This window comes from Streptomyces hygroscopicus subsp. hygroscopicus (assembly GCF_030269125.1).
In the GTDB taxonomy this organism is placed as follows: domain Bacteria; phylum Actinomycetota; class Actinomycetes; order Streptomycetales; family Streptomycetaceae; genus Streptomyces; species Streptomyces hygroscopicus_C.
Window position 1 is genome coordinate 194,548 of sequence record NZ_BSSM01000002.1, and the last position, 23,261, is coordinate 217,808.

At 71.9% G+C, this 23,261-nt stretch carries 16 protein-coding genes; 8 read left to right on the plus strand and 8 right to left on the minus strand.

Annotated features, from left to right (window positions below):
- Window positions 1-6: 6 nt before the first annotated feature.
- The 3 genes from QSK45_RS05375 to QSK45_RS05385 all read right to left on the minus strand — a co-directional run bounded on the left by QSK45_RS05375 (window position 7) and on the right by QSK45_RS05385 (window position 2,097).
- Window positions 7-387 carry a tetratricopeptide repeat protein gene (locus QSK45_RS05375; protein WP_285553745.1) on the minus strand — a complete coding sequence of 127 codons (381 nt, stop codon included), beginning with the start codon at window positions 385-387 and terminating at the stop codon, window positions 7-9.
- Between the two features lie 49 nt (window positions 388-436).
- Window positions 437-1,063 carry a dephospho-CoA kinase gene (coaE, locus tag QSK45_RS05380; protein WP_285553746.1) on the minus strand — a complete coding sequence of 209 codons (627 nt, stop codon included), beginning with the start codon at window positions 1,061-1,063 and terminating at the stop codon, window positions 437-439.
- 95 nt (window positions 1,064-1,158) lie between these two features.
- Complete coding sequence (locus tag QSK45_RS05385; RefSeq protein WP_285553748.1) at window positions 1,159-2,097, minus strand: PAC2 family protein; 939 nt, start codon at window positions 2,095-2,097, stop codon at window positions 1,159-1,161.
- Between the two features lie 195 nt (window positions 2,098-2,292).
- Here QSK45_RS05385 and QSK45_RS05390 point away from each other — a divergent pair, with 195 nt between their 5' ends.
- Window positions 2,293-3,255 carry a right-handed parallel beta-helix repeat-containing protein gene (locus QSK45_RS05390; RefSeq protein ID WP_285553750.1) on the plus strand — a complete coding sequence of 321 codons (963 nt, stop codon included), beginning with the start codon at window positions 2,293-2,295 and terminating at the stop codon, window positions 3,253-3,255.
- Window positions 3,256-3,405: 150 nt separating this feature from the next.
- Here the strand turns inward: QSK45_RS05390 and rpsA are convergent, their stop codons facing one another.
- Window positions 3,406-4,896: a 30S ribosomal protein S1 gene (gene rpsA, locus QSK45_RS05395; protein WP_180331553.1), complete on the minus strand. Its 1,491-nt coding sequence runs from the start codon at window positions 4,894-4,896 to the stop codon at window positions 3,406-3,408.
- 361 nt (window positions 4,897-5,257) lie between these two features.
- Between rpsA and QSK45_RS05400 the strand changes: the two genes are divergently transcribed.
- Complete coding sequence (locus tag QSK45_RS05400) at window positions 5,258-6,103, plus strand: class I SAM-dependent methyltransferase (protein ID WP_285554627.1); 846 nt, start codon at window positions 5,258-5,260, stop codon at window positions 6,101-6,103.
- Window positions 6,104-6,188: 85 nt separating this feature from the next.
- The gene (locus tag QSK45_RS05405; protein WP_285553754.1) at window positions 6,189-8,885 is read left to right on the plus strand and encodes an ATP-dependent RNA helicase; all 2,697 of its coding nucleotides are present in this window, start codon (window positions 6,189-6,191) and stop codon (window positions 8,883-8,885) included.
- 188 nt (window positions 8,886-9,073) lie between these two features.
- On the opposite strand, the gene QSK45_RS05410 is transcribed toward QSK45_RS05405, so the two are convergent.
- The 4 genes from QSK45_RS05410 to polA form a co-directional block, all read right to left on the minus strand.
- Complete coding sequence (locus QSK45_RS05410; protein WP_285553755.1) at window positions 9,074-9,208, minus strand: SPW_0924 family protein; 135 nt, start codon at window positions 9,206-9,208, stop codon at window positions 9,074-9,076.
- 158 nt (window positions 9,209-9,366) lie between these two features.
- Complete coding sequence (locus QSK45_RS05415; RefSeq protein ID WP_285553757.1) at window positions 9,367-11,130, minus strand: lytic transglycosylase domain-containing protein; 1,764 nt, start codon at window positions 11,128-11,130, stop codon at window positions 9,367-9,369.
- A gap of 295 nt (window positions 11,131-11,425) precedes the next feature.
- Window positions 11,426-11,836 (minus strand): hypothetical protein, encoded by a 411-nt coding sequence (locus QSK45_RS05420; protein ID WP_285553759.1) that lies wholly within the window; start codon window positions 11,834-11,836, stop codon window positions 11,426-11,428.
- 256 nt (window positions 11,837-12,092) lie between these two features.
- Window positions 12,093-14,819 (minus strand): DNA polymerase I, encoded by a 2,727-nt coding sequence (polA, locus tag QSK45_RS05425; RefSeq protein ID WP_285553760.1) that lies wholly within the window; start codon window positions 14,817-14,819, stop codon window positions 12,093-12,095.
- A 972-nt stretch (window positions 14,820-15,791) separates the two neighbouring features.
- Here polA and QSK45_RS05430 point away from each other — a divergent pair.
- The 5 genes from QSK45_RS05430 to QSK45_RS05450 all read left to right on the plus strand — a co-directional run bounded on the left by QSK45_RS05430 (window position 15,792) and on the right by QSK45_RS05450 (window position 23,257).
- A complete protein-coding gene (locus QSK45_RS05430; RefSeq protein WP_285553762.1) occupies window positions 15,792-18,095 on the plus strand; it encodes an FdhF/YdeP family oxidoreductase in 2,304 nt (767 codons plus the stop codon).
- Between the two features lie 59 nt (window positions 18,096-18,154).
- Window positions 18,155-18,643 carry a hotdog fold thioesterase gene (locus tag QSK45_RS05435; RefSeq protein WP_285553764.1) on the plus strand — a complete coding sequence of 163 codons (489 nt, stop codon included), beginning with the start codon at window positions 18,155-18,157 and terminating at the stop codon, window positions 18,641-18,643.
- 574 nt (window positions 18,644-19,217) lie between these two features.
- Window positions 19,218-20,441 carry a branched-chain amino acid ABC transporter substrate-binding protein gene (locus QSK45_RS05440; protein ID WP_285553766.1) on the plus strand — a complete coding sequence of 408 codons (1,224 nt, stop codon included), beginning with the start codon at window positions 19,218-19,220 and terminating at the stop codon, window positions 20,439-20,441.
- Between the two features lie 108 nt (window positions 20,442-20,549).
- On the plus strand, window positions 20,550-21,479 hold the full coding sequence (locus QSK45_RS05445; RefSeq protein ID WP_285553768.1) for a branched-chain amino acid ABC transporter permease: 930 nt from the start codon (window positions 20,550-20,552) through the stop codon (window positions 21,477-21,479).
- 5 nt (window positions 21,480-21,484) lie between these two features.
- Window positions 21,485-23,257 carry a branched-chain amino acid ABC transporter permease gene (locus QSK45_RS05450; RefSeq protein WP_285554629.1) on the plus strand — a complete coding sequence of 591 codons (1,773 nt, stop codon included), beginning with the start codon at window positions 21,485-21,487 and terminating at the stop codon, window positions 23,255-23,257.
- Window positions 23,258-23,261: the final 4 nt, after the last annotated feature.

The following is a 23,261-nucleotide window of genomic DNA, read 5'->3' on the forward strand; positions in this document are numbered from 1 at the left end:
GGGCGTTCACCCGTCGAACCGCGCCGCCTTCAGATACTCCGGGTTGGGGTCCAGCGCCGCCGCCAGCCGGTAGTGGCGCTTGGCCTGGTCGGCGCGGCCCTGGCGCTCGTACGTGCGGGCGAGGGCGAAGTGTGCGAACGCGTTGTCCGGCTCCCGCTCCAGGACGATGGTGAACTCCAGTTCGGCGGGTCGCAGTTGCGCGGCGGCGAAGAAGGCACGCGCACGCAGCAGGCGGGCCGCGGTGTTCTCGGGATGCGCGGCGATGACTCCGTCGAGCAGCTTCACCGCGCCCCGCGGATCCCGCGCCTGGAGCAGCCGCTCGGCGGCGCGGAAGTCGATGACATGCGTCTCCGGAGTGGGTCCGGGGGAACCGCTGGTCTCGGGCACGGCAGAGTCCTTCCCTCGTTCCCGAGTTCCAACGCCCCCGCGGGGGTCGCTATTCCGCGGACCGGTCCTCGGCGGACGCGCCGTGGGCCCGTCGCACCAGGTCGTCCCAGACCGCGTCGACCCGCTTGCGCAGCGCGTCCAGGGGCACGTCGTTGTCGATCACGATGTCCGCGATCGCGTGCCGCTGCTCGCGGGTGGCCTGGGCGGCCATCCGGGCACGGGCGTCCTCCTCGGTCATCCCGCGCAGCCGTGTCAGCCGGTCGAGCTGGGTCTCGGGACTCGCGTCCACGAGGACCACGAGGTCGTAGAGCGGTGCCAGGGCGTTCTCGGTGAGCAGGGGTACGTCGTGGATCACCACGGCGTCGGGTGCCGCGGCCTCCTCCAGCTCGCGGGAGCGGGCGCCGACCAGGGGGTGCACGATCGAGTTGAGGACGGCGAGCCTGTCGGGGTCGGCGAAGACGATCGAGCCGAGTCGGGGCCGGTCGAGGCTGCCGTCCTCGGCGAGGACGTCCGCGCCGAAGGCCTCGACCACGGCGGCCAGGCCGGGCGTACCGGGCGCCACGACCTCGCGCGCGATGCGGTCCGCGTCGATCAGCACGGCCCCGTGCTCCACGAGCAGCCGCGACACCTCGCTCTTGCCGGCGCCGATGCCGCCGGTCAGGCCAACTTTCAGCATGAGCGGAAGCTTAGGCCCTGCCACCGACAACGGCAGGACCCGAGGCTCCGCGACGGCAGGCCCCGAAACCGGGACCGCGCTGACGGCCCCCGACGTCAGGCCTCCCCCTCACGCTCGGCCAGGAATCGCTCGAACTCGCGTCCGATCTCGTCGGCGGACGGGATCTCCACCGGTTCGGCGAGCATGTTGCCCCGGGTCTCGGCCCCGGCCGCCGCGTCGTACTGGTGCTCCAGGCCCTGCACGAGGGCGGTCAGCTCCTCGTCACCCTCCTGGACCTGCCGGTCGATCTCGGTCTGGGTGCGGCGCGCCTCCGTGCGCAGGGAGTGCGCGATGCCGGGCAGGACCAGGCCGGTGGCGGCGGTGATGGCCTCCAGGACGGTCAGCGCGGCGTCCGGGTAAGGGGAGCGGGCGACGTAGTGCGGGACGTGTGCGGCGACGCCCAGGACGTCGTGGCCCGCCTGCATGAGGCGGTACTCGACCAGCTGCTCCACGCTGCCGGGCACCTGGGCCTCCTCGAAGGGGCTGGTGCGGCCGGGGATCAGGTCGACGCGGTTGCCGTGCGGGGTGAGGCCCACGGGGCGGGTGTGCGGGACGCCCATGGGCAGGCCGCTGAAGTTCACGGCGAGACGGACGCCGAGACGGTCGGCGATCTGCCGTACCGCCGTCGAGAAGCGCTCCCACTCCACGTCCGGCTCGGGCCCGGACAGCAGCAGGAAGGGCGCTCCGGTGGCGTCCTGGACGATGTGGACCTCGATGGCCGGGGTCTCGTAGTCGGTCCAGCGGTCGCGCTTGAAGGTGAGCAGAGGCCGGCGGGCCCGGTAGTCCACGAGCCGGTCGTGGTCGAACCGGACGACGACCTGGTGGGGCAGTGAATCGAGCAGCCGGTCGACGATGAGGTCACCGGTGTCGCCCGCGTCGATGTATCCGTCGAAGTGGTAGAGCATGACAAGGCCGGCCGATTCCTGGGCGAGCGCCATGTCGACCACGGCGAGGCCCTTCGGCTCCCATGCGTACAAACCCTGCGGATCAAGCACTGTGACCGCTCCTCCTCCTGATCTCTCTCTACAACACGGTCCGGAACGGGGGCATTCCCGTGACACGCCGGTGATCAGCGATCCCTCGGGGCCGTCTTGACGCTCCGTCAGCTGGTCCGTACCTTCACGGTGCGCCGTTCACCATCGCGGCCGTGATTCATGTATGAGATCGCCCCGGAACAGGAAGGCACCCCCATGCGCATATCCATGCCGCTCACCTCCCTGCTCGCCGCGGCCACCGCCACCGGTGGTCTGCTTCTCGCCGCACCGGGCCCGGCCGCCGCCGCCTCGACCGTCGAGGTGACGACCGCGGCCCAGTTGAAGACCGCCCTCGCGAACGCGCAGCCAGGCGCCACGATCCATCTCGCGGACGGCACCTACACGGGCAACTTCGACGCGACCACGCCGGCCACGGCGTCCGCCCGCATCACCCTCACCGGCTCCGCCAGGGCCGTACTCACCGCCGGCGGCGGCTACGGGCTGCATCTGGACGGCGCCTCCTACTGGACGGTCAGCGGACTGACCGTGACCGGCGGCCAGAAGGGCATCGTGATCGACGCGGCCAAGGGCGTGATCGTGGACGGCGTCACGGTGCACGGCCTCGCCATGGAGGGCGTGCACTTCCGGCACTCCAGCACGGACGGCGTGATCAGGAACTCGAGGATCTACGACACCGGGAACGACGGCGGCGGCATGGGCGAGGGCGTGTACGTCGGCACCGCCGGCACGCTGTCCGACAGGAGCGACCGCGTGCAGATCCTCGGCAACACGATCGGCCCGGACGTGGGCGGTGAGAACGTGGACGTCAAGGAGGGCACGACCGGGACGCGGATCATCGGCAACACCTTCGACGGCAGCGGCCTGACCGGCACCAACTACGACGACTCCTGGGTCGACGTGAAGGGCAACGACGTCCTGGTCCAGGACAACACCGGCGCCCGCACCAGCAACGACGGCTACCAGACCCACACCCAGCAGCCGGGATGGGGCTGCGGCACGGTCTTCAAGGGCAACACGTCGACCCTGACGGGAGCCACGGGACCCACCCGGCTGGCCATCGATGTCACCAACTACGGCACCGACTGCGAGACGACGGTCTACAGCTCGAACACGGTGACGGACGGCAAGGGCCTGACCAACGTCCAGGTGACCGGCTGAGGGGGTGCGGGGAACCGCGCGACAGGCCGCGTCGAACCCGCGGCGCCCGAGCGGCTGCGCCCACCCCGAAAAACCCTGAGGGGCCGCACCCAGAAGGTGCGGCCCCTCAGCGGCTGTGTCAGCTGACTGCCGAGCCTCAGCGGCCGGAGATCAGCTCTGGCCACCCGCGAGCTTCTCGCGGAGCGCGGCCAGCGCCTCGTCCGACGCCAGGGCGCCGGAGTTGTCCGCACCCTCGGAGGAGTACGAACCGCCGGTCGCGGCCGGAGCCGCAGCCTCGCCGCCCTCGGCCGCGGCAGCGGCGTCGGCCTCGCGGGACTTGATGACCTGCTGCTGGTGCTGCTCGAAGCGGGACTGCGCCTCGGCGTACTGGCGCTCCCACTCCTCGCGCTGCTTCTCGTAGCCCTCGAGCCAGTCGTTGGTCTCGGGGTCGAAGCCCTCGGGGTAGATGTAGTTGCCCTGGTCGTCGTAGGACGCGGCCATGCCGTACAGGGTCGGGTCGAACTCGACGGCCGACGGGTCGGCGCCGAAGGACTCGTTGGCCTGCTTCAGCGAGAGGCTGATGCGACGACGCTCGAGGTCGATGTCGATGACCTTGACGAAGATCTCGTCGTTGACCTGGACGACCTGCTCCGGGATCTCCACGTGGCGCTCGGCCAGCTCGGAGATGTGGACCAGACCCTCGATGCCCTCGTCCACGCGGACGAACGCGCCGAACGGAACCAGCTTCGTGACCTTACCGGGCACGACCTGGCCGATCTGGTGGGTACGGGCGAACTGCTGCCACGGGTCTTCCTGGGTCGCCTTCAGCGACAGGGAGACGCGCTCGCGGTCCATGTCCACGTCGAGGACCTCGACGGTGACCTCCTGGCCGACCTCGACAACCTCGGACGGGTGGTCGATGTGCTTCCAGGACAGCTCGGAGACGTGGACCAGACCGTCGACGCCACCCAGGTCCACGAAGGCACCGAAGTTGACGATCGAGGAGACCACGCCGGAGCGGACCTGACCCTTCTGGAGGGTCGTGAGGAAGGTCTGGCGGACCTCGGACTGGGTCTGCTCCAGCCAGGCACGGCGGGACAGGACCACGTTGTTGCGGTTCTTGTCCAGCTCGATGATCTTGGCCTCGAGCTCCTTGCCGACGTACGGCTGGAGGTCGCGGACGCGGCGCATCTCGACCAGGGAGGCCGGAAGGAAGCCACGGAGGCCGATGTCGAGGATGAGACCACCCTTGACGACCTCGATGACGGTACCGGTGACGATGCCGTCCTCTTCCTTGATCTTCTCGATGGTGCCCCAGGCACGCTCGTACTGGGCGCGCTTCTTCGAGAGGATCAGGCGGCCTTCCTTGTCCTCCTTCTGGAGGACCAGGGCCTCGATCTCGTCGCCGACGGCCACGACCTCGTTCGGGTCGACGTCGTGCTTGATCGAGAGCTCGCGGCTCGGGATGACACCTTCGGTCTTGTAACCGATGTCGAGCAGGACCTCGTCCCGGTCGACCTTCACGATGACGCCGTCGACGATGTCGCCGTCGTTGAAGTACTTGATCGTCTCGTCGATCGCGGCGAGGAAAGCTTCCTCGTTACCGATGTCGTTGACCGCTACCTGCGGGGTGGTGGCGGTGGTCTCGGTGCTGCTCGTCATGTGGGAAAGGGCTCCGGTACGGACATTGAAGTCGTAGGTACTGCTTACGCCGGGAGCCCGTTTCGCTCTGCAGAAGCCGGACAGCCAAAGAAACGCCACCTTGAACACCGGGTGCCCGGTGGCGCCTCGACAACCGAGGGGACATACATACAGATGCGAGCGCAGCCTGCTACGTCTGAGGTGCGCAGGCCCGCAGCGCAACTTGTAGCATACGGGGGCAGCCGGACAGGGTCAATGCGCGAAGGCGGACACCCGGCGCGGATCGCCGCATACCCGGCGCAAGAAAGTGCCCACGAGGCCGCGCGGCAGGGCCGCGTGACCCCTTCCATGACGTACCGCCATCCGGTGGGTCGGACGGAAGATTACGACGAGGGAGCCGATCATCCAAGAGTCCGAACGGCCCGAGCCCGAGGGGTTCGAGCCCGAAGCCACCCGTCGTGACGCCGGTGTCGCGGAGAGCAGCCGGGCCAACCGGGGCTGGTGGGACCGCAACGCGGACGAGTACCAGGTCGAGCACGGCACGTTCCTCGGCGACGACCGCTTCGTGTGGGGCCCGGAGGGCCTAGACGAGGTGGAGGCCGAGCTGCTCGGACCGCCGGAGGAGCTGAAGGGCAAGGACGTCCTGGAGATCGGCGCGGGCGCGGCGCAGTGCGCGCGCTGGCTGGCCGCCCAGGGGGCCCACCCCGTGGCCCTGGATCTCTCGCACCGGCAGCTCCAGCACGCGCTGCGCATCGGCGGATCGTTTCCGCTGGTGTGCGCGGACGCGGGCGCGCTGCCCTTCGCGGACGGCTCCTTCGACCTGGCGTGCTCGGCGTACGGCGCGCTGCCGTTCGTCGCCGATCCGCGCCTGGTGCTGCGCGAGGTGCGCCGGGTGCTGCGGCCCGGCGGCCGGTTCGTCTTCTCGGTGACCCACCCGATCCGCTGGGCGTTCCCGGACGAGCCGGGCCCCGAGGGCCTATCGGTGGCCGCCTCCTACTTCGACCGCACGCCCTACGTGGAACAGGACGAGGAGGGCCGGGCCGTCTACGTGGAGCACCACAGGACGCTCGGCGACCGGGTCCGGGACATCGTGGCCTCCGGTTTCCGGCTGGTGGACCTCGTGGAGCCGGAGTGGCCGGCCTGGAACAGCTCCGAGTGGGGCGGCTGGTCCCCGCTGCGGGGCGCCCTGATCCCGGGAACGGCCGTCTTCGTCTGCGAGCGGGACTGAAACGCCCCCCTCCGGGGGACGCGGGGACGGGTTCGCCCGACCGGGGCCACCGGGCGGGTCCGGGGGTCGTACGACACTGGGGACCGTGATCCGCTACGACGCCTTGGACGCGCTGCCCGTGCGCTCCGCCCTGCCCGCCCTGACCGACGCGCTCGCGGCCGACGGCACCGCCGTCCTGGTGGCACCCCCCGGCACCGGCAAGACGACGCTGGTGCCGCTGGTGCTGGCGGGACTGGTGGGGGACGGGCCCGCGCGGCGGGTCGTGGTGGCCGAGCCGCGGCGGATCGCGGCGCGGGCGGCGGCGCGGCGGATGGCGTGGCTGCTGGGCGAGCGGCCCGGCGGGAGTGTGGGCTTCACGGTGCGCGGTGAGCGTTCCGTGGGGCCGCGCACCCGGGTGGAGGTCGTGACCACGGGGGTGCTGCTGCAACGGCTCCAGCGCGATCAGGAACTGGCCGGGGTCGATGTCGTCGTGCTCGACGAGTGCCATGAGCGGCATCTGGACGCCGACACGGTGGCGGCCTTCCTGTGGGACGTGCGGCAGACGCTGCGGCCCGATCTGCGGCTGGTGGCGGCCTCGGCGACCACGGACGCCGGGGGGTGGGCGCGGCTGCTGGGCGGGGCGCCGGTGGTGGAGGCGGCGGGGACCGCTCATCCCGTTGACGTGGTGTGGGCGCCGCCCGTCCGTCCGGTGCGGCCGCCGCACGGGATGCGGGTGGATCCTGCGCTGCTGGCGCACGTGGCGTCGGTGGTGCGGCGGGCGCTGGCCGAGCGGGACGGCGACGTGCTGTGCTTCCTGCCCGGGGTCGGGGAGATCGCGCGGGTGGCCGGGCAGCTGGGCGAGCCCGCCGGGATCGATGTGCTCCAGGTGCACGGACGGGCGCCGGCGGCCGTCCAGGAGGCGGTGCTGTCGCCTGGTGAACGGCGCCGGGTGGTGCTGGCCACGGCGGTCGCGGAGTCCTCGCTGACGGTGCCCGGGGTGCGGGTGGTGGTGGATTCGGGGCTGGCCCGGGAGCCCCGGGTGGACCATGCCCGCGGCCTCAGCGGGCTGACGACGGTACGGGCGTCGCGCGCGGCCGGGCGGCAACGGGCGGGACGGGCCGGGCGTGAGGCGCCGGGTGCGGTGTACCGGTGCTGGGCGGAGGCCGAGGACGGTCGTCTGCCGGCGTTCCCGGCGCCGGAGATCAAGGTGGCCGACCTGACGTCGTTCGCGCTCCAGGCGGCCTGCTGGGGCGATCCGGACGCCTCGGGTCTCGCGCTGCTGGACCCGCCGCCGGGCGGGGCGATGGCGGCGGCGCGGTCCGCGCTGGCGGCCATCGGCGCGGTGGACTCCGCCGGCCGGGCGACGGAACGCGGGGTACGGCTCTCCCGCCTCGGTCTGCACCCCCGGCTCGGCCGGGCCCTCCTCGACACGTCCGGGGCGGGGGCCGAGGTCGTCGCGCTGCTCTCGGAGGAGGTGCCGCGGGAGTACGGCGACGACCTCGCCGGGGCGCTGCGGCGTGCGCGGCGCGGGGGCGACGCGTACGCGGGGCGCTGGGCCGCGGAGGTACGGCGCCTGCGCTCGGCCTCCGCCGGGTTCTCCCACCGGCCCGCCCGTGGCGTCCGCCCGCGGGCGGACGCCGAGGCCGTACCGCTCCCTGGGCCCGACGGCCGCGACCGCCCGTCTCCGCCCACCGCCCCCGCCCCGTCGCCCGCCCACGGCAGCCGGCCGGAGGGCGCCCCCGCCCGCCGGCCGCGTACGGGCACCCCGGACCGCCGAACCGCCCGCTCCGCCGACGGTCCGGTGACGGCGGGCGGGTGGGCCGGTCCCGGGGAGGAGGGGCTGGTCGGGCTGGTCGCCGCGCTCGCGTTTCCGGAGAGGGTGGCCCGGTCGGACGGGGGGTCGTACCTCATGGCCGGCGAAGGACGGGTCGAGCTCGCCGAGGGGTCGGGGCTCAGGGGGGTGCCGTGGATCGTGGTGGCCGTCGGCGGGGTGGCGGGGAAGGAGGGGCGCGGGCTGGTGCGGCTCGGGGCCGCGGTGCCGGAGGACGTGGCGCGCGAGGCGGCCGGGGCGATGCTCGTCGAGGAGGACGAGGTGGGCTGGGCGGGCGGGGACGTCGTGGCGCGGAGGGTCGAGCGGCTCGGGGCCGTTCGGTTGGCGGTGCGGCCGTTGAAGGACCCGGCGCCGGAGCTGGTGCGGGCGGCGCTGCTCGAAGGTCTGCGGCAGGAGGGGCCGGGGCTGCTGCGATGGACGCCGGACGCGGAGGTCCTGCGGCAGCGGCTGGCGTTCCTGTACGCCCGCCTCGGGGAGCCGTGGCCGGACGTGTCGGACGAGGCGCTGCACGCGCGCGCCGCGCAGTGGCTGGAGCCGGAGCTGAGCCGGGCCCGGCGGCGAGCCGACCTCGCGCGGATCGACGCCGGGCAGGCGCTGACGCGGCTGCTCCCGTGGTCGAGCGGGGAGGCCGTACGACTGGACGAGCTGGCGCCCGAGCGGATCACCGTACCGAGTGGGTCCCGGATCCGGATCGACTACCGGGATCCGGAGCGGCCGGTGCTCGCGGTCAAGCTCCAGGAGATGTTCGGGCTGCGCGAGACGCCGTCCGTGGCGGGCGTACCCCTGCTGGTGCACCTGCTCTCCCCCGCCGGGCGGCCCGCCGCCGTGACGGCCGATCTGGCGTCGTTCTGGCAGGGCGGCTACCAGGCGGTGCGGGCCGAGCTGCGCGGCCGCTATCCGAAGCACCCGTGGCCGCAGGACCCGGCGGCCGCCGAGCCCACCCGGCACACCAACGCCCGGCTCGGGCGCTGACCGGCTCCGGCCCCGCCGTCACGGGTGCGTGCCGGGTCCGCGGGGCGGCTCCAGGACGATGTCCCGGTACCGGCACGGGGACGCGGGCCGGGCGCGGTGGGGCGGACCAGCGCGTCAGCGGCGACAGGGGCGCGCAGGACACGGCGCAGGCGAGCCTCGCGGCGCAGGCGGCCTCCCTTCCGGCAGGGCTACGGGTGCGCGGGGGCCGTGGTGGGCCGCGGGCTGGGTGAGGTCCGCCCCGACGGCGCGCAGAGCCCGCTGGTCGTGAGGACGACGGCGAAGGCGAGGACGGGACCGGTCGCGGCGGCGACCAGGGCGCGCACGCGGGCCTCCCGACGGACACTCGGCGCCCCGAGGGCTCCTGATGGTGCGTCAGTTCGGTGCACAGCAGCGGGCGGGCGGGATGAGAACAGCGGTGCGCCCACGAAGGACGGCGCCCTCCCCGCCGGAAGCGGGAAGGGCGCCGCGCAGTCCCGTCGGTTCAGGAGGAGGCCGACGCGCTCGGGGACGGGGACGGGCTCGCGGAGGCGGTGCCGTCGGCGGCCACCGTCAGCTGGACGGTGAGGGTGCCGCCGCCGGGGGTGGTGACGCGCAGCAGGAACGTGCCGGTGGTGTCGTCCGCGTACAGCTTCGGCAGCGTCAACAGGCCCTTGCTGTCGGTCTTCAGGCCGGTGAGGGTGCGTACGGCCTTGCCGTCCGCGTCCTTGAAGTAGGGGCCCTTGTCGTTCTCGGTGGAGTCGAGGGCGGACTTGATCAGGGTGGCGGTGGCCGCGACCCCGTCGGCGACGGCGCCCTTGTACGTCGCCTTCACCTGGACCTGGTCGGCGAACTCGCCGCCCGGGGTGCAGGTCATCGGGGTGTCGCTGCCGGTGGCGGCGGTCAGCGAGTCGGCGGTGCGCTCGGTGACGGTCGCCTGGTAGTCCACGCCCTTGACCGAGCGGCCCACGACGGTGGCGGTCACCTTGAAGTCGCCGGTCTTCTCGCCCGCCTGGAGCACGGGGGCCTTCGCGACGCCCTTGGCGTCGGTGGCGACCGTGGCCACGTCCTCGCCGCCGGTGAAGGTGGCGTCGGTGTCCCCGGAGATCGTGAACCGGATCCTGACCTTGGCCACCGAGGTGCCCGCCTTGGTCTCGGCGCGGGTGCTGATCGTCCCCGTGAAGGCGTCGCCGGTCTTCGCGGTGAGTTCGGTCGTGCCCGTGCCCGCGTCCGCCAGGTGGTCCACCGTGTCGGTGGGGGTGGACGGCGTGGGCGACGGCGGGGCGGGCGTCCCGGGCGGCTTCGGGGCCGGGCTGCCGCCGTCCTGGCCGCCGGGGTTCGTGGGCGAGGGCGAGTGCCCCGCCTGGCCGCCCTGGTCCTTCGAACCGGGCTTGCCCTTGTGCGGGCCGGAGGGCGTGGTGCCCGGGGTGCCGTCGTCGCTGCGGTGGGCGGGCAGACCGCCGGTGCCGTCGGGCACGGAGTAGGTGCCCTTGCGGTAGTACTCCATCCACGACAGGACGGTGTTCAGGTACTCCTGCGAGTCGTTGTAGCCGAGGATCGCGCTGTGCAGGTCGGCCTCGCGGGACAGGTCCCGGTCGCCGCGGCACAGGTAGTGGCCGGCGGCGAGGGCGGCGTCGTAGATGTTGTTGGGGTCCTTCTTGCCGTCGCCGTTGCCGTCGCGGCCGGCCCAGGCCCAGGTGGACGGGATGAACTGCATGGGCCCGACGGCCTGGTCGTACTGGGCGTTGCCGTCGTAGGCGCCGTGGTCGGTGTCCTTGATGAGCGCGAAGCCGTTGCCGTCGAGGACCGGGCCGAGGATCGGGCGCAGCGTGGTGCCCTGGGCGTCCACCTGGCCGCCGCGGGCCTGGCCGGACTCCACCTTGCCGATGGCGGCGAGGAGTTGCCAGGGCAGGTTGCAGCCGGGCTTGGAGGCGCGCAGCTCCGCCTCGGCCTTCTTGTACGCGTCGAGGACCGTGGCCGGTATGCCGGCCTCGCCGGCGCCCTGGGCGACCGGGGTGCCGGCGCTCGGCGAGGGGCTGGGCGCGGGGCTGTTCAGGGGCGGCAGGTCGGTGTAGTACGGCGAGTCGCCCGTGGCACCGCCGCCGGCGGGATCCGGTACGGGGGCGGAGGCGCCGGCCGCCGTCTGTCTGCCGTGGTCCTCGCCAGTCGCTCCCGGAGCCTGGGACGCGGAGAGTGCCGCGACCGCCGCCGCGGCCACGGCGGTGGTCGCCGCCCCCTTGCGCAGCCGCCTGCCGAAATGCGCCGCCATAGAGTGAACCCCTCCCATGGACGTCGTGCGTCCGTTTCCGCCTTGTGTCTCGCCCTGGTGTGACGAACGACCCGGTGTTCCGGTTGCCCCCTGTGCCGCCCTTTCACCTGTGCGACGGATGCCCGCCCCGTGTGGGGCCGCAGGCGACCCTACGGCAACTTGCTTTGCGAGGGCACCTGTTCGCGCCCGATTTTCACCGGTTGGCCACCTGTCGTTGGGGGGGGGCGCGCCCGACGGTCCGCCAGGACGGTGACAACGGCCCGCTCTTGAGTTGGGGAGGAGGGGAGGCGGCCCCTCAGCCGGCGACGCTCGGTCCGGGGTCGCGGGGCTCACGGTGGGCCGGGCGTCCGGCGAGGGGGGCGACGAAGACCGTGAGCGTGGGACGGGGGCGGGACCTCGGGACCAGCGCGAGCGCGAGCGCGAGATAGCCGCGGGCCAGATCGGACCACTGGCGCCAGTCGGGGGCGCGCCCGGCGCCGGCGGCGGCCGTGGTCCGGTCGGCGCGGTCCTTGAGCGCGCGCCGGATGTTCCCGGCGGCCCTGCGGACGGTCGTGGCCGGGTCGGCGGGGATGCGGGCGGTGCTTGCGTCGGCCGCGAGGGCCGGTACCGGCGAGGCGGGCAGTGCCTGATCCTGCGCCGAGGCGGTGTCCGCCCAGACCCGGGTGACTGCCTCGGGCGTCCGGCGGTGAAGCATGCGTATACCCATGCCCGCAGTGTTGCGGCTGCGGGGGGCAGGGGGCGTTTTGGCGGGGGCCACGTGAGTGACGGTCCCGCCGGGGGTTGAGCCGTCTTTGTGGCGCGGGTGCGGAATGGGGGATTCCGGGTTGCGGCGGGTACGCCGCCGTGGGGCTGATCGCCGTACGGCGGACAGGGCGCCGGACTGGCCGGGGCGCCGTACTCCGTGGGAGCACGGCGCCCCTCGCCGGAATGCGGCGCGGTCGCCGCGGCGGTGAGGCCGCCCGCTAGTGCGCCGCGGACTCCCAGTCCGGGCCCACGCCGACGGAGACGTCCAGAGGCGCCCGGAGGGTCACGGCGTTGGACATCTCGTGGCGGACGAGTTCCTCGACGCGGGCGCGCTCGCCGGGGGCGATCTCCAGGACGATCTCGTCGTGGACCTGGAGGAGCATCCGGGACTTCAGGTCCGCGGCCCGCAGGGCGGTGTCCACCTTGAGCATGGCGATCTTGACGATGTCCGCCGCGGTGCCCTGGATGGGCGCGTTGAGGGCCATCCGCTCGGCGGCCTCGCGACGCTGGCGGTTGTCGCTGTTGAGGTCGGGCAGGTAGCGGCGGCGCCCGAAGAGGGTCGCCGTGTAGCCCGTGGCCCGAGCCTCGTCCACCGCGCGGCGCAGATAGTCGCGGACCCCGCCGAAGCGCTCGAAGTAGGCGTCCATCAGGGCACGGGCCTCCGCCGCCTCGATGTTCAGCTGCTGGGAGAGACCGAAAGCGGAGAGGCCGTACGCCAGTCCGTACGACATCGCCTTGATCTTGCGGCGCATCTCCGCGTCCACCGCGGCCTGCTCCACGCCGAAGACCTGGGAGGCGGCCGTCGTGTGCAGGTCCTCGCCGGAGGTGAAGGCCCTGATCAGACCCTCGTCCTCGGAGAGGTGGGCCATCACGCGCAGCTCGATCTGGCTGTAGTCGGCGGTCATCAGGGACTCGAAGCCCTCGCCGACGACGAAGCCGCGGCGGATCGCCCGGCCCTCGTCCGTGCGGACCGGGATGTTCTGCAGGTTCGGGTCCGTGGAGGACAGCCGGCCGGTCGCTGCCACCGTCTGGTTGAAGGTGGTGTGGATGCGGCCGTCGCCCGCGATGGTCTTGATCAGGCCCTCGACGGTGACGCGGAGCTTGGCCTGCTCGCGGTGGCGGAGCATGATCACCGGCAGCTCGTTGTCCGTCTGGGTGGCGAGCCAGGCGAGGGCGTCGGCGTCCGTGGTGTAGCCGGTCTTGGTCTTCTTGGTCCTGGGCAGTGCCAGCTCGCCGAAGAGGACCTCCTGGAGCTGCTTGGGCGAGCCCAGGTTGAACTCGTGGCCCGCGGCCGCGTGCGCCTCCTTCACGGCCTGCTGGACCGCGCCCGCGAACATCTGCTCCATGGCTTCGAGGTGCGCGCGGTCCGCGGCGATGCCGTACCGCTCCATGCGGGCGAGCAGGGCGGAGGTGGGCAGCTCCATGTCGCGCAGCAGGTCGGCGGCGCCGACCTCCTCCAGGCGGCCGCCGAACGCGTCGCCGAGGTCCAGGACGGCGCGGGCCTGGATCATCAGGGCCTCGGCCTCGGCGGCCTCGTCCGTGCCGAAGGCCAGCTGGCCGTCCGCCGCGGCGGCGGGGGCCAGCTCGCGGTGCAGGTACTCCAGGGAGAGGGCGTCCAGGTCGAAGGAGCGGCGGCCGGGCTTGACCAGGTAGGCGGCGAGCGCGGTGTCCATGCGCACGCCCTCGATGCTCCAGCCGTGCTCGGCGAAGACGCGCATGGCGCCCTTGGCGTTGTGGAACACCTTGGGGCGCTCGGCGTCGGCCAGCCAGGCCGCGAACGCGTTCTCGTCCGCCTCGTCCAGCTCGGCGGGGTCGAACCAGGCGGCCGCTCCCCCGCCGGCCGCGAGGGCGACCTCGGCGACGGAACCGGTGCCCAGGCCCCAGGTGTCGACGGTGGCGACGCCCAGGGACTGCGCGGCGTGCTCGGCGAGCCAGGGGGCCAGCTCGCCGGTGCGCAGGACGGTGCCGTCGATCTCGACGCCCTCGGCGGTGACCGGGGTGGTGTCGGCCTCCTCCGCGCCGGGGTCGACGGCGAAGAGGCGCTCGCGCAGGGAGGGGTTGCGGATCTCCAGGGTGTCCAGGATCATCGCGACGCCCTTGCGGTCGTACGGCGCGCGCTCCAGGTCGGCGACCGACCTCGACAGCTCGACCTGGCGCTCCAGCTCGGTGAGGACGCGGTTGAGCTTGACCGACTCCAGGTGGTCGCGGAGGTTCTGGCCGGCCTTGCCCTTGACCTCCTCGGCGCGCTCGACCAGCTCGGCGAAGGAGCCGAACTGGTTGATCCACTTCGCGGCGGTCTTCTCTCCGACGCCGGGGATGCCGGGGAGGTTGTCGGACGGGTCGCCCCGCAGGGCGGCGAAGTCGGGGTACTGGGCGGGCGTCAAGCCGTACTTCTCGAAGACCTTCTCCGGGGTGAACCGGGTCAGCTCGGAGACGCCCTTGGTCGGGTACAGCACGGTGGTGTGCTCGCTGACCAGCTGGAAGGAGTCGCGGTCGCCGGTGACGATCAGGACCTCGAAACCCTCGGCCTCGGCCTGGGTGGCGAGGGTGGCGATGATGTCGTCGGCCTCGAAGCCGTCGACGGCGAAGCGCGGGGCGTTCATGGCGTCCAGGAGCTCGCCGATCAGCTCGACCTGGCCCTTGAACTCGTCGGGGCTCTTGGAGCGGTTCGCCTTGTACTCGGTGAAGCGCTCGGAGCGCCAGGTCTTGCGGGAGACGTCGAAGGCCACGGCGAAGTGGGTGGGCTCCTCGTCACGCAGGGTGTTGGCCAGCATCGACGCGAAACCGTAGATCGCGTTCGTCGGCTGGCCCGTCGCGGTGGTGAAGTTCTCCGCGGGCAGCGCGAAGAACGCGCGGTAGGCCAGCGAGTGCCCGTCCATGAGCATCAGCCGGGGACGGGTGCCGCCGGGGGTCTTGTCGGTCTTCTTCGATGCTGTCTCTGCCACGCCACCGATCCTGCCACGCCCCACTGACACTCAGGACCGCGCGCGCCTCCGGTGAGGAGGCCGTCGGGGGCGCGGCCGGGGCGGCGCCGCCGGTCGGGCGGCCGGGCCCCGGGATGCGGTCCACGATGCGGCGCGTGCGGCCGGGACCGGTGCGGCACCGGTGGTCACCGCCGGCGCGACCGACGCCGTCGCGGCAGGGGAAGGCGGGCGTGCCGGCGTGGGCGAGACCACAGCGGGCGGGCCCTCGCCGGGCCTCGTGAGGCGCCTCACGGGAGATCGCGGGCTGTCGGGACGGTCGCATCGGCCCGCCGGCCTCCGCCGTGTCCGGTCGCGGGTCACGGCGGAGCGAACCGGAGGCCGGTCGGGACCGGCCACCGCCAGACGGAGGCAGCACACCATGACCCCGGACCGATCGCCGACACCGCGGATACGGACCGGTCGCCCGCCGCGGAAACGGGCCGGTCAGCGTCATCGTCATCGTCATCGTCATCGTCATCGTCATCGTCAAGAACGGTGCACCCGGCCGCGCCGACCGGTCACCGCCATCGCGCAGGGCAGCACCCCTCACCGCACACCGGCCCCCGGCACCGCGCGGGACAGAGCACCCCGCCGCGCGGAACCGCCTGCCCCGCCCCGCGGTCGAACCAGAGCCCACCGGCCCCGCACACCGGTCACCATCGGCCGCGGCAACCCGGTCACCGCCTCCGCGCAGGACGAGCCACCAGCCGCACGTCTCAGCCGTCCCTCCGTCGCGAACCCACCGGAACCTCTCAGCCGTCCCTCCGTCGCGAACCCACCGGAGGTCCCAGCCGTCCCTCCCGTCGCGAACCCACCGCACACCAGCCGCCCCGGCGGGAGCCCCGAGCGAACAGGGCGGGGCGCGAGGGTGACCGGGACGGCCATACCCCCTGTCACCGCCCCGTGGGAGGATCGGCGTCGTACGTGGTACACGCAGTCGAAGGAGAGCGTGCGATGGCGACGAAGCCGCCCAAGGGTGATCCGGTGCAGGACGCGCCGCAGGTCGCGGAGCCGAAGCACGCGGCGGCGGGGCTGCCGGCCGTCGGGCACACCCTGCGGATCGCGCAGCGGCAGATGGGTGTGCGGCGCACCGCGCTGACGCTGCTGCGGGTGAACCAGAAGGACGGCTTCGACTGCCCGGGTTGCGCCTGGCCGGAGCCGGAGCACCGGCACACCGCGGAGTTCTGCGAGAACGGCGCGAAGGCGGTGGCCGAGGAGGCGACCCTGCGCCGGGTCACCCCGGAGTTCTTCGCCGCGCACCCGGTCGCGGACCTGGCGAACCGGAGCGGGTACTGGCTGGGCCAGCAGGGGCGGCTCACCCACCCGATGTACCTCCCCGAAGGGGCGGCGCACTACGAGCCGGTCACCTGGGAGCGCGCCTTCGGCATCATCGCCGAGGAGATCACCGCCCTCGCCTCCCCGGACGAGGCCGTGTTCTACACCTCGGGCCGTACCAGCAACGAGGCGGCGTTCCTGTACCAGCTCTTCGCGCGCGAGCTGGGCACGAACAACCTGCCGGACTGCTCGAACATGTGCCACGAGTCGTCGGGTTCGGCGCTCTCCGAGACCATCGGGATCGGCAAGGGCAGCGTTCTCCTGGAGGACCTGTACAAGGCCGACCTGATCATCGTGGCGGGCCAGAACCCGGGCACGAACCACCCCCGGATGCTGTCCGCGCTGGAGAAGGCCAAGGCCAACGGCGCGAAGGTGGTCAGCGTCAACCCGCTGCCCGAGGCGGGCCTGGAGCGGTTCAAGAACCCGCAGACCCCGCAGGGCATGCTCAGGGGTGCCGCGCTCACCGATCTGTTCCTGCAGATCCGCATCGGCGGCGACCAGGCGCTCTTCCGGCTCCTCAACAAGCTGATCCTGGAGGCGGACGGCGCGGTCGACGAGGAGTTCGTGCGCGAACACACGCACGGATTCGAGGAGTTCGCCGAGGCCGCCCGGTCCGCCGACTGGGCGGAGACGCTGGCCGCGACCGGTCTGACCCGCGCGGAGATCGAGCAGGCGCTGGAGATGGTGCTCGCCTCGGAGCGGACCATCGTGTGCTGGGCCATGGGTCTGACCCAGCACAAGCACTCCGTGCCGACCATCCGCGAGGTCGTCAACTTCCTGCTGCTGCGCGGCAACATCGGCCGGCCGGGCGCGGGCGTGTGCCCGGTGCGCGGTCACTCGAACGTGCAGGGCGACCGCACCATGGGCATCTTCGAGCGGCCCGCCCCCGCCTTCCTGGACGCCCTGGAGCGGGAGTTCGGGTTCGCGCCGCCCCGGGAGCACGGCTTCGACGTCGTACGGGCGATCCGCGCGCTGCGTGACGGGAAGGCGAAGATGTTCTTCGCCATGGGCGGCAACTTCGTCTCCGCGTCCCCGGACACCGAGGTGACCGAGGCGGCGATGCGGCGGGCGCGACTGACGGTGCACGTGTCGACCAAGCTGAACCGCTCCCACGTGGTCACCGGCGCGCGGGCGCTGATCCTGCCCACCCTGGGCCGTACCGAGCGCGATGTCCAGGAGGGCGGCGAGCAGTTCGTGACCGTCGAGGACTCCATGGGCATGGTGCACGCCTCGCGCGGCCGGCTGGCGCCCGCGAGCACCCATCTGCTGTCCGAGCCGGCGATCGTGTGCCGGATGGCGCGCGCGGCGCTCGGCGACAGGAGCGTCGTGCCGTGGGCGGAGTTCGAGAAGGACTACGGAGCCGTCCGTGACCGCATCGCGCGGGTGATCCCCGGGTTCGCGGACTTCAACGCGCGGGTGGCCCGGCCCGGCGGTTTCGCGCTGCCGCACGCGCCGCGCGACGAGCGCCGCTTCCCGACCGCCACCGGCAAGGCGAACTTCACCGCGGCGCCGGTGGAGTACCCCGAATTCCCGGAGGGCCGGCTGCTGCTCCAGACGCTGCGCTCGCACGACCAGTACAACACCACGATCTACGGGCTGGACGACCGCTACCGGGGCATCACGGGCGGCCGCCGGGTGGTGCTGGTGAACCCGGAGGACGCGCGCTCGCTCGGGTTCACCGAGGGGGCGTACGTGGATCTGGTGAGCGAGTGGCGGGACGGCGTGGAACGGCGGGCACCCGGTTTCCGGGTGGTGCTCTACCCGACGGCCCGGGGCTGCGCGGCGGCGTACTACCCGGAGACCAACGTCCTGGTGCCGCTGGACGCGACCGCCGACACCAGCAACACCCCGGCCAGCAAGTCGGTGATCGTACGCCTGGAGGAGCACGCGGAAGGCCGTCTGGAACAATCGGCGACCGACTGAGCGTTCGCTCAGCACTCAGACAGGTGCCTTGACAGGTGTACGACGAACGGAGCCGGCCCATGGGCGAGCAGCAGCAGGTGAAATTCCCGCAGGAGGTCATCGAGGAGTACGCGGCGCTCGGTGTGGACCTGCCCGCCCTGTTCTCGGCCGGCGACCTCGGCACGCGGATGGGCGTGCAGATCCTGGAGGCCTCCGCGGACAAGGTCGTCGGGACGATGCCGGTGGAGGGCAACACCCAGCCGTACGGCCTGCTGCACGGCGGTGCCTCCGCGGTGCTGGCGGAGACCCTGGGCTCGGTCGGCGCGATGCTGCACGGCGGCAGCACCAAGGTCGCGGTCGGCGTGGACCTCAACTGCACGCATCACCGCGGGCTCCGCTCGGGTCTGGTGACCGGTGTGGCCACGCCCGTGCACCGGGGCCGGTCGACGGCGACGTACGAGGTCGTGATCAGCGACGAGCAGGGCCGCAGGGTGTGCAGCGCCCGGCTGACCTGCCTGCTGCGTGACCTCGGGGCGCCGAACGGCGAGCAGGCACCCGCCGTTTCCTGACGATCCGAACCGTCCGAGGCCCGGTCCGCTCCCCAAATGGGGCGCGACCGGGCCTTTTCGTATCCGACACGGCGCCATCCGCCCACGAAAAAGCGGAATTCCGTCGTCCAGGCAGGAACAGGCCATGGACCAAGGTGAAGATATCGCCACCCGGCCGCCCGAAAATGCTGTATAGCACACCTTTCTTTTACTGGTGTAACGCTGCGTTACAAGCATGCAATAAGCGGCCCCCGCCTCCCCCTCGGGGCCGCGCCCGCGGGCGACCTTCCCGAGCCACCCCCGGGTCGCGGCGCCCGCCCGGCCGCCGCCTCGGGCCGATGGCCAACCGGAAGTGCGCATTCTCAAAATGTGGACCGAGGGGAAATTCCGCCAAACCGGCCGAGAGTGTCCCGGGCGGAACTTTCCCGTCCACGTCGTCATAACAAGAAAGTCACAAGGACGCCTACGGCGCTGCCAGGTCTCCATAGCGGGCTTAGAGTCACGGCCAGTCACCGCTCCAACGGGAGTTCGGTACCAACGCGGCTCTCCGCCGTCCCGTTCCAGGGACCGCCCATGCCTGCGGAAAGGATCGATTGTGCGACAGCGTTCTCTGGTGATTCTTACCTCCGTTCTGACGACCGGGGCTCTGACTCTCACCGCCTGCGGCTCCCGCAACAATGACAGCAAGGGCGGCGACAGCGGCGACATCACGGTCACCATCGGCGTGGACGCCCCGCTGACCGGCCAGAACTCCGCGACCGGCCTCGGCATCCAGTACGGCGCGCAGATAGCGGTCGACGACGCGAACAAGAACAAGACGGTCCCGGGCGTGACCTTCAAGGTCAAGGCGCTGGACGACAAGGCGATCCCGGCCACCGGCCAGCAGAACGCCTCCCAGCTGGTCGCCGAGAAGGACGTCCTCGGTGTGGTCGGCCCGCTCAACTCCGGTGTGGCCACGCAGATGCAGCAGGTCCTCGACACCGCGAACCTGGTGGAGATCTCCCCGTCCAACACCGCCCCGGAGCTGACGCAGGGCAAGAACTGGCAGACCACGAAGGTCCGTCCGTTCAAGACCTACTTCCGCACCGCGACCACCGACGCGCTCCAGGGCGCGTTCGCCGCCGACTACGCCTACAACGGTCTGCACAAGAAGAAGGCGTTCGTCGTCGACGACAAGCAGACCTACGGCGCCGGCCTCTCCAAGATCTTCAAGGAGCAGTTCGCCAAGCAGGGCGGCAAGGTCATCGGCACCGACCACGTCAGCGTGGGCGACCGCGACTTCTCCACCCTCGTCACCAAGATCAAGAACTCGGGCGCCGACATCCTCTACTACGGCGGCCAGTACGACGAGTCCCAGGTGCTGACCAAGCAGCTCAAGGACGCCGGCGCCAAGATCCCGCTGTTCGGCGGCGACGGCATGTTCACCCCGACCTACATCAAGACCGCCGGCAAGGCCTCCGAGGGCGACCTCGCGACCTCCATCGGCGTCCCGGTCGACACCCTGCCCGCCGCCAAGGACTTCGTGGCCACCTACAAGGCCAAGAAGTACCCCGGTGACTACGGCACCTACGGCTCCTACTCGTACGACGCCACCACCGCGATCATCAAGGCCGTCGGCCAGGTCATCAAGGACGGCAAGCTCCCGGACGACGCCCGCGCCAAGGTCGTCGACGCGGTCCAGCACAACTCCTTCGACGGCATCTCCGGCAAGATCTCGTTCGACGAGTTCGGTGACACCACCAACAAGCAGCTGACCGTCTACCAGGTCGTCAACGGTGCGTGGAAGTCCGTCAAGAGCGGCGTCGCCAACCCGAAGTAGCCCGCGGCACACCTCGCGACACCAGGGCCGCGCGGCACTGACCACCGTCACCGCGCGGCCCGCCCTCTACCGCCCCCTTGACTCTCCCCACCACATGGAGGCCATGCGGTGAACACCCTGCCGCAGCAGCTGGCCAACGGGCTGTTCCTCGGCTCGATGTACGGCCTGATCGCCATCGGATACACGATGGTGTACGGCATCGTCCAGCTCATCAACTTCGCACACGGCGAGATCTTCATGACGGGAGGCTTCGGCGCCCTCACGGTGTACCTCGCCCTGCCGGACGGCATATCCATGTGGATAGCCCTGCCGGCGATGCTCGTCGGCGGCGCCCTGGTCGCCGTCCTCATCGCCGTCGGCGCCGAACGCTTCGCCTACCGGCCGCTGCGCGGCGCGCCACGCCTGGCGCCGCTGATCACGGCCATCGGTCTCTCGCTCGCGCTCCAGCAGCTCGTCTTCAACCTGTACCCGAACGCCAAGGCCGCCCGGGTCTTCCCGCAGCTCCCCTTCGGGCCCTACCACCTGGGCTCGGTCACCATCCAGAGCGGCGACATCTTCCTGATCATCGCCGCCCCGCTGTGCATGGCGGTCCTCGCCTTCTTCGTGCGGCTCTCGCGCACCGGCCGCGCCATGCAGGCCACCGCGCAGGACCCGGACACCGCCCAGCTGATGGGCATCGACACCAACCGCATCATCGTGATCGCGTTCGCCATCGGCGGCCTGTTCGCGGCGGTCGCGGGCACGGCGTACGGCCTCAAGTACGGTTCGGTCTCCTACGACATGGGCTTCGTCGCCGGTCTGAAGGCGTTCACCGCGGCCGTCCTCGGCGGCATCGGCAACATCTACGGCGCGATGCTCGGCGGCCTCGTCCTGGGCCTGGCCGAGGCCATGGCCACCGCCTACATCGCGGACATCCCCGGCATGCAGCAGCTCGGCGGCCAGGGCTGGGCGGCGGTGTGGGCCTTCGTCCTCCTCATCCTCGTACTCCTCTTCAGGCCACAGGGCCTGCTCGGCGAACGCGTCGCGGACAGGGCGTGAGCAGCATGACCGACACCACCCTCCAGACCCCGGCGGAGCGCGGTCTGCTGCCGCTCCCGGCCGCCGTGGCCCGGCCGCTCATCGCCGTCGGCGCCGTCGGCACCATCGCCAGCGCCTTCATGAGCTGGACCTGGACGCCCGACTTCCCCGGCAACCTGACCATCTACGGCTACCCGGCCGGGCTCCAGATCCTGGCCCTGGTCGCCGGCGCGCTCACCCTGCTGTACGTGCTCGCCCTGTGGCGGGTGAAGGGCCTCGGCTGGCTGAACCCGTCGGGCGCCACCAGCCCGGTGCTGCTGACCGGCCTCTCGGCGTTCGCCGTCTGCTGGTTCACCGGCATCGCCATCGCCGTCGACCTCGGCGGTCTGGTCAACCTCGACCCCGGCGCGTACGTCGCGATGGTGGCCTCCGCGCTGCCCGTCATCGGCGCCCTCGCCCTGCCCCACCCCGCCCCGGGCACCGGCCTCAAGGGCTACCTCACCAAGCCCGAACAGCCCCGCCCCGGCACCCTGTCGCCGCTCGCGGAGCGCGCGGTCGTCACCGTCGGCACCGCCCTCGGCCTGGTGGTCTTCACCTACGGCATCGGCATCAACGACGACGACAGCGAGACCTTCATCGGCTTCCTGCTCGTGGTGATCTTCGCCGCCTGGGGTCTGCTGCACTCCGGACTCCTCGACCGGTACTCGGTCATGTCCACCCGCCACAAGGGCTTCGCGGCCGCCCTGGCGTTCGTGGCCGCCGTGATCTTCCCGTTCACCCAGAGCGACGACCACAACGCCAACATCGGCGTGAACATCCTCATCTTCGCCACCGTCGCCCTCGGTCTGAACATCGTCGTCGGCCTCACCGGCCTGCTCGACCTCGGCTACGTCGCCTTCCTCGGCGTCGGCGCCTACGCGGCCGCCCTGGTCTCCGGCTCCGAGTACTCGCCCCTCCAAGTCCAGTTCCCCTTCTGGGCCGCCGCCCTCACCGGCATGGCCGCCTCCCTGGTCTTCGGCGTCCTGATCGGCGGTCCGACGCTGCGGCTGCGCGGCGACTACCTGGCCATCGTGACGCTCGGCTTCGGAGAGATCTTCCGCATCACCGTCAACAACCTGGACGGCGACTCCGGTCCGAACGTCACCCGCGGCCCCAACGGCATCACCCAGATCCCCGACATCAAGCTCTTCGGGTTCAACCTGGGCGACGCCCACACCTTCGGCTCGTTCACGCTGGGCCGGTTCGCCAACTACCTGTTCCTGATGCTGATCGTGACGGCGATCGTCGTCCTGGTCTTCACCCGCGCCGCCGACTCCCGTATCGGCCGCTCCTGGATCGCGATCCGCGAGGACGAGACCGCCGCGACCGCCATGGGCATCAACGGCTTCCGGGTCAAGCTGATCGCGTTCGCGCTCGGCGCCTCCCTCGCGGGCCTGGCCGGCACGGTGATGGCGCACGTGAACTACAGCGTCAACCCGCAGCCGTACCAGTTCGCCGGCGCCGCCCCGCCCAACTCGGCCTTCCTGCTGGCCGCCGTCGTCCTCGGCGGCATGGGCACCGTCAGCGGCCCGCTGCTCGGCGCCAGCCTGCTCTACCTCATCCCGGAGAAGCTCCAGTTCATGCAGAACTACGAGCTGCTCGCCTTCGGTGTCGCGCTGATCCTGCTCATGCGGTTCCGGCCGGAGGGCATCATCGCCAACCGGCGCCGCAAGCTGGAGTTCCACGAGACCGGCCAGCTCGACGTACCGGCACAGACGACGCTGTCCGACGACGCGGCCGTCACCAAGGCAGGGGCGTAAGGAA

What these genes read in the sequence shown, in the direction of transcription:
- QSK45_RS05450 (WP_285554629.1), top strand. Translation starts at nt 21,485, where the DNA reads ATGACCGACACCACCCTCCAGACCCCGGCGGAGCGCGGTCTGCTGCCG.
- rpsA (WP_180331553.1), bottom strand. Translation starts at nt 4,896, where the DNA reads ATGACGAGCAGCACCGAGACCACCGCCACCACCCCGCAGGTAGCGGTC.
- QSK45_RS05415 (WP_285553757.1), bottom strand. Translation starts at nt 11,130, where the DNA reads ATGGCGGCGCATTTCGGCAGGCGGCTGCGCAAGGGGGCGGCGACCACC.
- QSK45_RS05435 (WP_285553764.1), top strand. Translation starts at nt 18,155, where the DNA reads ATGGGCGAGCAGCAGCAGGTGAAATTCCCGCAGGAGGTCATCGAGGAG.
- QSK45_RS05420 (WP_285553759.1), bottom strand. Translation starts at nt 11,836, where the DNA reads ATGGGTATACGCATGCTTCACCGCCGGACGCCCGAGGCAGTCACCCGG.
- QSK45_RS05390 (WP_285553750.1), top strand. Translation starts at nt 2,293, where the DNA reads ATGCGCATATCCATGCCGCTCACCTCCCTGCTCGCCGCGGCCACCGCC.
- coaE (WP_285553746.1), bottom strand. Translation starts at nt 1,063, where the DNA reads ATGCTGAAAGTTGGCCTGACCGGCGGCATCGGCGCCGGCAAGAGCGAG.
- QSK45_RS05430 (WP_285553762.1), top strand. Translation starts at nt 15,792, where the DNA reads ATGGCGACGAAGCCGCCCAAGGGTGATCCGGTGCAGGACGCGCCGCAG.